This is a genomic window from Clostridium algidicarnis DSM 15099 (genome assembly GCF_002934235.1).
Lineage (GTDB): Bacteria > Bacillota > Clostridia > Clostridiales > Clostridiaceae > Clostridium_L > Clostridium_L algidicarnis.
Window position 1 is genome coordinate 48,799 of sequence record NZ_PTIS01000009.1, and the last position, 11,558, is coordinate 60,356.

Here is an 11,558-nt window from a genome sequence, read left to right on the forward strand (position 1 = left end):
TTAAACACGGTTCTATCAATAATTATTATTGGTAAGTTAAATTAACACTTTTATAAAAGGTTTTAGATTAAAATAATAATAAAGGTTGCAGGCATGTTAAACTGCTAATATAAATATCTTCTTGAAAGTTTTCTTAAATAACTATATAATGATAGATGTAAAATTAAATAATAAGATTATGGTACTTTTAATAAGTTTAATAGGGAAAGTGTAAAACACTACAGCCCCCGCTACTGTATACGAAGACGAATCCGAGCCACTGGCAATGAAGCTGGGAAGGTTGGAAGAGAATGAAACGTAAGTCAGGAGACCTGCCTTAATCTTTAGCTAGTCCTTCGGAGGGAAGGAGGTGGCGTTTGTAATTTATTGATTTTTATATAAAAGTTATAAACTCACAGTTCCTGTGGGTTTTTTTTATGTTGATTTATTATAAAATGATATATTTTTAAATAGACATTCGGAGATGATTTTAATGATTCAAATGATAGGTATAAAAAGCTGTTGCCCCATTGAAATAAGGGAAAAGCTTTCTATAATGGTATACAAGGAAAAAGATGCTTTGAAAAGTATGATGAAAGTATCAAAAGGGGCAGTAATAATAAATACTTGCAATAGAACAGAGATATATTTAAATTCAAATAATGAAGATGATATTGAAATAGAAAGTATTTTTAAGTTACTAGAGTGGGATCAAAAATATATAGAACATGTTTTTAAGATTACTGGATATAATGCCGTTAAGCATTTAATGGAGGTCTGTAGTGGCTTTCATTCTAAAATCCTTGGAGAAGATCAAATATTAGGTCAAGTAAAAAGATCTTATAGGGTATCTCTAGAATGTAATACTATTGGAAATTCTCTTCAAAGATTATTTCAGATGTCTATAGCCTGTGGTAAAAGGTTTAGAAGTGAAGCTAAGTTATATAAAATACCTGTATCCTCAGCATCTATAGTAGCAAAAGAAATAATTAAAGAAAATAAAAAGAATATAATGTTAATAGGATTCGGAGAAGTAGGAAAACGCATCTATAAATACATAAATAGCTTTGAGTTTTCTAAGTTATTTATTGTGGTAAGAGAACCAAATAAAATATTCTTAAATGATCCTAGAGTTAAGGTTATATCTTATAATGAAAAAAATGAATTTATAAAAGATATAGATATAATAGTAAGTTGTACTTCAGCACCTCATATAGTTATATATAAGGATGAAGTTAAAGATAAACCAATTACTATATTTGATTTGTCCATACCAAGAGATGTAGATCCAAAAATAGAAGGGTTAGATTATATTAAACTTTATAACATTGATGATATAAGTAAAATGGATAAGTCTAATAAGGATAAAAGAAAAATCCAAATGGAAAAGTGTAGATATATAATAGAAGATCATATTAAAGAATTTATGAACTGGAAAAAATTAAGAGAATTAGCTCCACTTTTTGAAGAAATAACTAAGTCAAGTAACAATGTATATGAGGAAAGACTTAAAAGCTATAATAGAAAAAAATATACAAAAAATAATGAGGAATTAGTAGAGGTACTACTAAAAAGCACTTCAGAGTATTACGTGCATAGAGCTATGGAAATATTGAAAGAAGAAAAATTAAAGGGAAGTGATAGTAAGTGTCAGGAGATAATAGAAAAGATTTTTCTTTTAAAGAATTAAGTTCTAATTTAACGAACTCAAAAGATGAGTCAAATTCTTCCCTTGAAACGTTAGACTTTTCTTTTATATCATTGATTTCAAATAAGATCCGTGTGCTTATAGTTGGTGGAGGAGAAGCTGGATACATTAAAACTAAATCCTTTATAGCTAAGGGTTGTAATGTATGGGTATTAGCTACAAGATTTGATGAAAGATTTGATGAATTCCATGGAAATGGCATAAATATTATAAAAGATACATATAAAGAAAGCTATATTTTAGATAAACATTTAATTGTTATAGCTATTGAGGAATGTGATATTACAAAAATAATACAAAAGCAATGTGAAAATTTAAGTAAGCTATATGTTACTTGTCATAATTTTAGAGATGGAAACTTTGTTGTGCCTATGCAACTAAGTTCAAAGGAAGTTGCCTTTGCATTGAATGTAAAAAAAGGAAACCCTAGTATATCTAGATACATGGCAGGCTCAATAGTAAAATCTTTAAATGAGCTTGATGGGTTTGTAGATTTTGCAAATTATATAAGGAAAATAGTTAAGGAAGAAACCTTTAAAAAAGAAATCTTAAAATTTATTTCAAATGAAGATTTTGAATTTTATTTTGATAAAGGTTATTCAAGGCAAATATTGGTAATGTTTTATCCTAGGTTAATTAATTTATTAGGAGTGGAATTGATTGAATATGAAAATTGCTACAAGGAAAAGTAACTTAGCTCAAGTTCAAACAGAAATAATAATGGAGCTTATTTACAAAAGGTCTAATATAAAAAGCGAAAAATTATTAATAGAAACTAAAGGAGATAAAAACCTTGATGTTAGTTTAGATAAAATAGGTGGTAAGGGTGTATTTGTAAAAGATATAGAAATTGCTTTACTAGAAGGACGGGCAGATGCCGCTGTTCACAGTATGAAAGATGTGCCCTTTGCTTTAGAACCTTGTTTTGAAATAGCTGCAATACCAGAGAGAGAAGACGTAAGGGATGCTTATATCTCTCGCAATAGGGAAAGCTTTTTTTCGGGAAATAAGACTTTGAAAATAGGTACTAGCAGCATAAGAAGAGCTGCTCAACTCAGGATACTAAATCCTAATTTAGACATAGTACCAATAAGAGGTAATGTACAGACAAGACTTAAAAAGATGGAAGATGAAAAGTTAGATGGAATAATATTAGCAGCAGCAGGACTTAAAAGATTAGATATGGAAAATATAATAACTGATTATTTCGATCCCTTTGAGTTTGTACCAGCTATAGGTCAGGGTGCCTTAGGTATTGAAATTTTAAAGGAATCACAAAGTGCTAATATATTTAGAAATCTTAACTTCGATGATGATAAAATTTGTGTGGATGCGGAAAGAGAATTCATGAAAACTCTTAATGGAAACTGCCATAGTTGTATAGGGGCCTATGCACACCTAGAAGGACAGATAATGTATATTGTAGGACTTTATGATGTAGGGGGAAGGATAGTAAAAAAAGATATTGTAGGAAATAAAGAAGACTATTTAAAACTTGGAAGGTACTTAGGAGAAAAAATTATTAAAGCATAGAAAAGAGGGAATATGATGGAATATGGAAAAGTTTTTCTTATTGGAACAGGACCTGGAGATGAAGATTTACTTACTATAAAGGCTGTTAATGCTTTGAAAAGTTGTACGGCAGTATTATATGATAGACTTATTGGAGGTAATATTTTAAAGTATCTAAATGAAGATTGTGAAATATATTATTGTGGAAAAGAACCAGGAAGTCACTATAAAACCCAAGAAGAAATAAATGAGATGCTTATAAAGCTTTCTAAAAAGGGGCATATTGTAGGTAGAGTTAAAGGTGGAGATCCCTATGTTTTTGGTAGAGGCGGTGAAGAAGCTTTAGCTTTAATAGAAGAAAATATAAGTTTTGAAGTAGTGCCTGGAATAACCTCTGCTATTGCAGTACCTAGTTATGCTGGTATACCAGTAACTCATAGAGGTATAAGTCAAAGCTTTCATGTATTTACAGCTATGGCTAAAGATAAGTTAAATATAGATTGGAATACAGTGTCTAAGCTTAAAGGAACAATAATATTTTTAATGGGACTTAATAAACTTGAGATAATAATTGGAAATTTACAAAAAGAAGGTATGAATGAAGCTACCCCTTGCGCAGTTATTATGAGAGGTACAACTTCAAAGCAAAGGTCTGTTATAGGTGATTTTAGTAACATTTTAGAAAGAGTAACAGAAGCTAAATTGGTATCACCTTGCATTATAATGGTAGGTTCCGTAGTAGAACTTAGTAGTAAATTAAACTGGAAGGAAAAGAAACCTCTTTTTGGTAGAAATATATGCATTACTAGAACAAAAGAGCAGTCTAAGTCTATAGGGGAAAAGTTAAAGGATTTAGGAGCAGATATAACTGAGATAAATTCTATAAAAATAAAAGAAGATATATGTAATCTAGATGAATATAAAGAGAAATTACCAAAGTACGATTATGTGGTATTTACAAGCGTAAATGCAGTAAATTTATTTTTTAAGTATCTAAAGGAAAAGGTTATAGATATAAGAAATATAAATGGAAGATTTGCATGTATTGGTAGTGGAACTTATAAGGCTTTGTTAGAGAACCACGTGGTAGCTGATATAATAGCAGATCAATTTGTTGCAGAGGATTTATTTAGAAAATTATCAAAAACAATTAAAATAGGGGATAATGTGCTTATACCTTGCTCTTTAAAATCTAGAGATTATATTACAGATAATTTAAAAGAACTTGGAGCAAACGTAGATAGAGTAAACATATATGATGCAGCACTTGGAGATAATAAAAATGTAAATTCCTTTGAAGATGTAGATACAGTTATTTTTACAAGTCCATCTACCTTTAACAATATGGTAACTTTAGTTGGTCTTAATAATATAAGCAAAAAACACATAATAGCAATTGGCCCTATTACAGAAAAATCAATATTAGATAAGGGATTAAAGTGTGTAAGTTGCGATGAATATTCAGAAGATGGAATAATAAATAAGCTTTTAGAGTTATATGACAATAAATAATAGAATGGAGATTTTTAAATGATTAAAAGAAATAGACGACTAAGAGAGAGAATAGAAATAAGAGATTTGGTAAGGGAGACTACACTGTCGGTTAAAGATTTAATTTTTCCTGTATTTGTAGTAGAAGGTGAAAATATAAAAGAGGAAATAACTTCTATTCCAGGTACCTATCATTATTCAATTGATAAATTAGAAGAGTTATTAGAAGAGATAAAAGAATCATCTATAAGAGGTATTATACTTTTTGGGCTTCCAGATCACAAAGATAGTTGTGCTTCTTCTGCTTATGATGATAATGGAATTGTTCAAAGAGCTATTAGAAAAGTTAAAGAGCTTAATAAAGACTTATGGGTTATAGCAGATGTATGTATGTGTCAATATACAGACCATGGTCATTGTGGAATTATAGAAGGAACTAAAATAGTAAATGATAAGTCAGTAGAAATCATAGCAAAAATTTCTTTATCTTATGCAAGAGCTGGAGTAGATATGGTTGCGCCTTCCGATATGATGGATGGAAGAGTTCGTGTTATAAGAGAGACTTTAGATAAAGAGGATTATACATTTGTATCAATAATGAGTTATAGTGCTAAATATTCATCAGCTTTTTATGGCCCTTTTAGAGAAGCTGCTAATTCAGCTCCTCAATTTGGAGACAGAAAGTCCTATCAAATGGATCCTGGAAACGTAAAGGAAGCTATGAGAGAAATTGAAGGCGACATTGAAGAAGGTGCTGATATAATAATGGTTAAGCCTGCCCTATCATACTTAGATGTTATAAGACTTGCAAAGGATAGATTTGATTATCCTATAGCAGCTTACTCCGTAAGTGGAGAATATGCACTTATAAAGGCAGCAGCTGAAAAGGGGCTAGTCAATGAAAGGGCCATTGCTTTAGAAATGCTATTATCTATAAAAAGGGCTGGGGCAGATATGATAATAACATATTATGCACTTGAAGCAGCTAAATGGATAAAGGAGGATCTTTAAAATGAATAAAAATGATGAGATTTTTGAGGAATCTAAAATATATATGCCAGGAGGAGTTAATAGTCCTGTTAGAGCATTTAAAGATTTAGATATAACACCACCTGTAATAAAAAAAGGTAGTGGCACTTATGTATATGATGAAGAAGGAAAAGAATATCTAGATTTTGTAGGGGCGTGGGGACCTATGATACTAGGTCACTGTGATGAAGATGTAGTAAAGGCTATACAGGATACTGTAAAGGACGCTATAGCTTTTGGTGCACCTACAAACCTTGAATTAAAGCTCGCAAAACATATGTGCACAACTTTGGATAATTTAGAGATGGTAAGAATGGTTAATTCCGGTACAGAAGCTACTATGAGTGCTATAAAACTTGCTAGGGGATATACAGGTAGAGATAAAATAATTAAATTTGCAGGATGTTATCATGGACATTTTGATGGGTTCTTAGTAAGTGCAGGTTCTGGAGTTATGACAGAAGGTATACCCGGATCACTTGGGGTACCACAAGATAGTATAAAAAACACTCTTATTGCAAATTACAACGATATAGAGAGTATAAAGTCCATATTTAATGCCTGTGGCACAGATATAGCTGCAGTTATAATTGAACCTGTAGCTGGTAATATGGGAGTAATACCTGCAAAGAAGGAATTCTTAAAAGAGCTTAGCGTGTTATGTAAAGAAAATGGAACTCTTTTGGTGTTTGATGAAGTCATGAGTGGGTTTAGAGTAGCTTACAGGGGAGCTCAAAGCCTTTATGGAGTAAAGCCAGACTTAACTACTTTCGCTAAGATAATGGGTGGTGGATTACCCTCAGGTGCTTATGGTGGAAGAGCTGATATTATGGAAAAGCTATCTCCTTTAGGTGCCGTATATCAAGCTGGAACTATGTCTGGAAATCCTTTAGTTATGGCAGCAGGATATACTACCTTAACTAAATTATATAATAATCCAGAGTATTATTCTAAAATGGAAGAGTTAGGAGCCTTATTAGAAAATGGCGTAAAACAAGTAGCTAAAGAGAAAAATATAAATGTAGTAATAAATAGATGTGGCGCTATGTCTACTATATTTTTTAGTGATTTAGATAAGATAGAAAATTATGATGATGCAAAGCTAAGTAATACTAAATTATATGCTTCATATTTTAAGCATATGCTTACAAAAGGTATTAACTTACCACCTTCACAATTTGAAGCGTTATTCTTAAATGTAAAGATGAAAGAATGTCACATAGAAAAGTTTTTAGATGCTTTAAGAAGTTGGGATCCTAGTTGTAAATAATATATTATAAGGGTTTACAGATGAAAAATAAATAATAAATTTTAGAGGTGAAATTATGAAAAAGGCAATCCTTTTAGTATCATTTGGAACAACTTATTATGATACTAGAAAAGTTACTATAGATGCTATAGAGGAAAAGGTAAAGAGAGCTTATAAAGATTACGAAGTTAGGATAGCTTTTACAGCTCATATTATAATAAATATTTTAAAGAAAAGAGATGGCATAATAGAGCTTACACCAGAGGAAGCCTTAGAAAAGTTATATAAAGATGGTTATGAAGATATAATAGTTCAGCCACTTCATATAATACCAGGTGCTGAATTTGATTATATAAAAGATGTGGTAGATCAGTATACTGTTAAAAAATATTTCAACAGTATTAAGGTAGGAAGACCTATGCTTTATTTTAAAGGTCATGAAGAAGAGATACCAGATGATTATAGTATTTTAATAGAAGCTATAGATAAGCTTTTAAATTCTTATGACAACTTAGTTCTTATGGGGCATGGCACAAGTCATTACTCTAATGCAGCATATACTTGTTTTCAACAAGTCTTAAAAGATAAAGGATATAACAAAGTTATAGTAGCTAATGTAGAAGGATATCCTACGTTAGAAGATGTTATCCCAAAATTAAAGGCTAAAAACATGAACAAATTAACTTTAGCACCCTTGATGGTTGTAGCAGGTGATCATGCAAAGAACGATATGGCAAGTGATGAAGATGATTCATGGAAAAGCATCTTAGAGGCAGAAGGATTTGAAGTGAATATACATATGCATGGACTAGGTGAAATATCTGAGTTTCAAGATGTTTATGTAGATCACATAAAAGATGCTATAGATAAAAGATATGATAATTTAGGTAAGACTTCAAAAGGAAAAAATTTGTTTGGGTAGGAGAAGATAATATGTCAAAAATTATGGTTCAAGGTACTGCATCCTCAGTAGGAAAGAGTATTTTGGTAACAGCTCTTTGTAGAATATTAAAAGAAGATGGATATAAAATTTGTCCTTTTAAATCACAGAATATGTCTTTAAATTCCTATATAACCTTAGATGGAAAGGAAATGGGCCGTGCTCAAGTACTTCAAGCTTATGCTGCAGGACTTGAACCAGAGGCATATATGAATCCTATATTGCTTAAACCTACTACAGATAAAAGGTGCCAGGTTATAGTAAAGGGAAAGGTTTATGGAAATACCTCAGCTATGGAATATCACGAATTAAAGCCTATATTTAAAGATATGCTTAAAGAAGATTTTATGAAACTTGAAAGTGAATATGATGCAATAGTTATGGAAGGGGCTGGAAGCCCTGCTGAAATAAACCTAAGAGATAGAGATATAGTAAACATGGGTATGGCAGAGCTTGTAGATGCACCGGTTATTTTAGTAGGTGATATTGATAAAGGTGGTGTTTTTGCTTCTCTTGCAGGAACTATGATGTTATTAAAAGAAGAAGAAAAGTCTAGGGTTAAAGGCTTTGTTATAAATAAATTTAGAGGCGATGTTGACATATTAAAGCCAGGTATAGATATGATTGAAGATATAATAAAAATACCTTGTCTTGGAGTTGTGCCTCACTTTACCTTAAAACTTGAGGATGAAGATAGCGCCATTACCTTTAATAATAAGTCTACTAAAGATATAGATATAGTGGTAATAAAACTTCCTCATATATCTAATTTCACCGACTTTGATGCATTTAGCTGTGAAGAGGACGTATCCATAAGATTTGTAGGAGATAAGAAGGATTTTGGGAGTCCAGACCTTGTTATAATACCAGGGAGCAAAAATACTATAGAAGATTTGCTATTTTTAAGGGATACAGGGCTTGAGGATGTAATAAAAGATTATAGTAATGACAATATGATAATAGGTATATGTGGTGGTTATCAAATGCTTGGAAACACTATAAAAGATCCTTATTGTATAGAAACTGATGAAAAAGAAGTTAAAGCTTTAGAGCTTTTAGATATAGAAACTATATTTGAAAAAGAAAAAACTATGACTAGGGTAGAAGGATCTTTGATTAATACCTCTAAAAGTAAAAACAATATATATGGCTATGAAATACATCTTGGGAAAACTATAAAATCTCCACAAATCAAACCTATAATAAAGATAAATAAAGTTAATGATAAAGAAGAGGTAGGGTATGATGGAGGAGTTAACTTAAAAGGGAATATAATGGGTACTTATATCCATGGTATATTTGATGCTCCAACCTTTAGACAATATATATTAAACCCTATAAGGAAAAAGAAATTATTACAAGAAAAAGAATCTCCAAGCTATGAAAGCCTTCGTGAAAAAGAATTAGATAAGTTGGCTAAAATAGTAAGAGAAAGTTTAGATATGAATAAGATATATAAAATAATAAATCTTAAATAGCGGAGGTAAAAAGTTGATTTTAATAGATTTAGCTTTGGCTATAATAATAGATTGGATAATAGGTGACCCATATTCATTTCCTCATCCAACCATATATATGGGGAAGGTTATAAAGTTTTTAGAAAACAAAGGGAGAAAAGTAATTAAGGACGAAAAGAAATTAAAAGGTTATGGGTTATTTATAGTAATTGTATTATGTCTTTTAAGCTTTGGAATTCCATATATCATTCTAAGATTAATAAGCAATTACAAGATAATATATCATATAATTAATATATTTTTCCTTTGGACAACGATAGCCGCTAGGTGTCTTCATAAAGAAGGTAAAAAGATACATGATGATTTAATAAAGGATGATATTGAAGCTTCAAGACTTCACCTATCTTATATAGTAGGAAGAAATACAGAAGGTTTAAATGAAAAAGAAATTATAAGAGCAGATATAGAGACAGTAGCAGAAAATACTGCTGATGGAGTGATTGCACCACTGTTTTATGCAGTTCTTGGTGGAGCTCCTTTAGCTATGTTATATAAGGCTATAAATACAATGGACTCTATGCTTGGGTATATGAACGATAGATATAGGTATATAGGATATTTTCCAGCAAAGATTGATGATGTGTTTAACTATATACCTGCAAGAATTACAGGAGTGCTAATGTGTCTTGTATCGCCATTAGTTAATGGAAATATTAAACATTCATTTAAAATAATGATAAGAGATAGAAAAAATCATAAGAGTCCTAATTGTGCTTATCCTGAAGGTGCTGTGGCAGGAGCATTAAATATTAAATTAGGTGGCGCTAACAATTATTTTGGTAAGATTGTAGAAAAGCCTACTATTGGAGATGCAAAAATAGAACTTGAATCAGTACATATAATAGATACTATTAAAATTATGTATTTTAGTGAAGTGCTTTTTTATCTCTTTTACTTAATAATTTATGGATCCTACATTAAGTTCAATTTTTAATTTTAATCAATGTACAATAGTTATAATTACAAAATATTAAGTGGATATGTATTAAGAACTCATTAGTTTTTAGGTAGTAGGAGAGGATAAATTTGAAAATAGATAAACCTGTAGCAAAGCACGGTGGAGATATATATACAGAAGGGTTATTTAAAAACAGAAAGCTTTTAGATTTTAGTTCTAATGTAAATCCTTTAGGGGTGCCAAAGTCGTTTATAAAAAATATGGATAAGGCTATAAACGCAATTGAAAGATATCCTGATATACATTACAGGGAATCAAAAAGGTCAATAAAAGAATATCTAAAAGGTTTAGTAGAAGAGGAAGAAATAATACTTGGTAATGGGGCAGCAGAAATAATACAGCTAGCACTTAGCAATTTTGATAAAATTCTAATAGTTGTTCCATCTTTTATAGAATATGAAGAATGTGCAGAAAAGTCTTCTTCTAAAATAGGATATTCTTATTTAGATAGTAATATGGAGTTAGATTATAAAGATATTAAAAGAAGTGTATTAAATTATGATGCTTTAATACTTGGAAATCCTAATAATCCTAATGGAGGGTTAATAGATAAAAGAAGCTTTTATGAAATATTAGATATTTGTGAGAAAAACTCAATAACAGTTATTGTTGATGAGGCATTTATTGAATTTGCAGGTAATGAATCCTTAAGTTTTGTAGAAGATATTAAAAGTTATAACTGTCTATTTATAATAAGAGCTTTAACTAAGTTTTTTGCACTACCTGGTTTAAGGGTAGGATATGGAGTAAGTAAGAATAAAAAATTAATAGATACATTGAAAAATAAGCAAATTCCTTGGAATATAAATTGTTTTGGAGAACTGGCTATTTTAGAAGTATTAAAAGATGAAGATTATATTAAAGATAGCTTAAATTGGATAGAGTCTTCTAGAGAAATACTTGTAAGATCACTAAAGGATATAGATTTCATAGAGGTTATTTATAAATCTTCAGGAAATTTTTTGTTGTGTAGATTAAAGGGTATAACAGGAAAAAGGCTTTACGAATACTGTTTAAAAAAAGATATACTAATAAGAGTTTGTGATAATTACAAGGGTCTTGACGAATATAATGTAAGATTTGCAGTAAAGGATAGTTATAAAAATTCTATTTTAGTAAAAGAGTTAAAGGCCATAGAAAAAGAGCTAAAAGTTATAGAAAAAGAGGTGTAAGAA

The 11,558-nt window shown here is 30.3% G+C and carries 10 protein-coding genes and 1 riboswitch; all 10 genes read left to right on the forward strand.

Annotation, left to right across the window (positions count from 1 at the left end):
- Positions 1 to 162: 162 nt before the first annotated feature.
- Positions 163 to 333, forward strand: a riboswitch (cobalamin riboswitch).
- Positions 334 to 472: 139 nt separating this feature from the next.
- The 10 genes from hemA (at position 473) to BD821_RS07710 (ending at position 11,555) form a co-directional block, all read left to right on the forward strand.
- Entirely contained in the window at positions 473 to 1,669 is a 1,197-nt protein-coding gene (gene hemA / locus BD821_RS07665) for a glutamyl-tRNA reductase (protein WP_169994063.1), read from the forward strand.
- Positions 1,627 to 2,379: an NAD(P)-dependent oxidoreductase gene (locus tag BD821_RS07670; protein ID WP_104409976.1), complete on the forward strand. Its 753-nt coding sequence runs from the start codon at positions 1,627 to 1,629 to the stop codon at positions 2,377 to 2,379. The genes hemA and BD821_RS07670 overlap by 43 nt, the downstream gene beginning before the upstream one ends.
- Positions 2,348 to 3,220: a hydroxymethylbilane synthase gene (gene hemC / locus BD821_RS07675; protein ID WP_104409977.1), complete on the forward strand. Its 873-nt coding sequence runs from the start codon at positions 2,348 to 2,350 to the stop codon at positions 3,218 to 3,220. The genes BD821_RS07670 and hemC overlap by 32 nt, the downstream gene beginning before the upstream one ends.
- Positions 3,221 to 3,235: 15 nt before the next feature.
- Entirely contained in the window at positions 3,236 to 4,711 is a 1,476-nt protein-coding gene (gene cobA, locus BD821_RS07680) for a uroporphyrinogen-III C-methyltransferase (RefSeq protein WP_104409978.1), read from the forward strand.
- Between the two features lie 18 nt (positions 4,712 to 4,729).
- A complete protein-coding gene (hemB, locus tag BD821_RS07685) occupies positions 4,730 to 5,701 on the forward strand; it encodes a porphobilinogen synthase (RefSeq protein WP_104409979.1) in 972 nt (323 codons plus the stop codon).
- Between the two features lies 1 nt (position 5,702).
- Complete coding sequence (gene hemL, locus BD821_RS07690; RefSeq protein WP_104409980.1) at positions 5,703 to 6,989, forward strand: glutamate-1-semialdehyde 2,1-aminomutase; 1,287 nt, start codon at positions 5,703 to 5,705, stop codon at positions 6,987 to 6,989.
- 55 nt (positions 6,990 to 7,044) lie between these two features.
- On the forward strand, positions 7,045 to 7,890 hold the full coding sequence (locus BD821_RS07695; RefSeq protein WP_104409981.1) for a sirohydrochlorin cobaltochelatase: 846 nt from the start codon (positions 7,045 to 7,047) through the stop codon (positions 7,888 to 7,890).
- A gap of 11 nt (positions 7,891 to 7,901) precedes the next feature.
- Positions 7,902 to 9,386: a cobyric acid synthase gene (locus BD821_RS07700; protein ID WP_104409982.1), complete on the forward strand. Its 1,485-nt coding sequence runs from the start codon at positions 7,902 to 7,904 to the stop codon at positions 9,384 to 9,386.
- 13 nt (positions 9,387 to 9,399) lie between these two features.
- Positions 9,400 to 10,359, forward strand: a complete 960-nt coding sequence (cbiB, locus tag BD821_RS07705) for an adenosylcobinamide-phosphate synthase CbiB (RefSeq protein WP_104409983.1) — start codon at positions 9,400 to 9,402, stop codon at positions 10,357 to 10,359.
- Between the two features lie 92 nt (positions 10,360 to 10,451).
- Positions 10,452 to 11,555 (forward strand): pyridoxal phosphate-dependent aminotransferase, encoded by a 1,104-nt coding sequence (locus tag BD821_RS07710; protein ID WP_242971476.1) that lies wholly within the window; start codon positions 10,452 to 10,454, stop codon positions 11,553 to 11,555.
- Positions 11,556 to 11,558 lie beyond the last annotated feature (3 nt).

Excerpts from the sequence above, each read along its gene's own strand:
- hemA (WP_169994063.1), top strand. The coding sequence starts at position 473 with ATGATTCAAATGATAGGTATAAAAAGCTGTTGCCCCATTGAAATAAGG.
- cobA (WP_104409978.1), top strand. The coding sequence starts at position 3,236 with ATGGAATATGGAAAAGTTTTTCTTATTGGAACAGGACCTGGAGATGAA.
- hemB (WP_104409979.1), top strand. The coding sequence starts at position 4,730 with ATGATTAAAAGAAATAGACGACTAAGAGAGAGAATAGAAATAAGAGAT.
- hemL (WP_104409980.1), top strand. The coding sequence starts at position 5,703 with ATGAATAAAAATGATGAGATTTTTGAGGAATCTAAAATATATATGCCA.
- BD821_RS07695 (WP_104409981.1), top strand. The coding sequence starts at position 7,045 with ATGAAAAAGGCAATCCTTTTAGTATCATTTGGAACAACTTATTATGAT.
- BD821_RS07700 (WP_104409982.1), top strand. The coding sequence starts at position 7,902 with ATGTCAAAAATTATGGTTCAAGGTACTGCATCCTCAGTAGGAAAGAGT.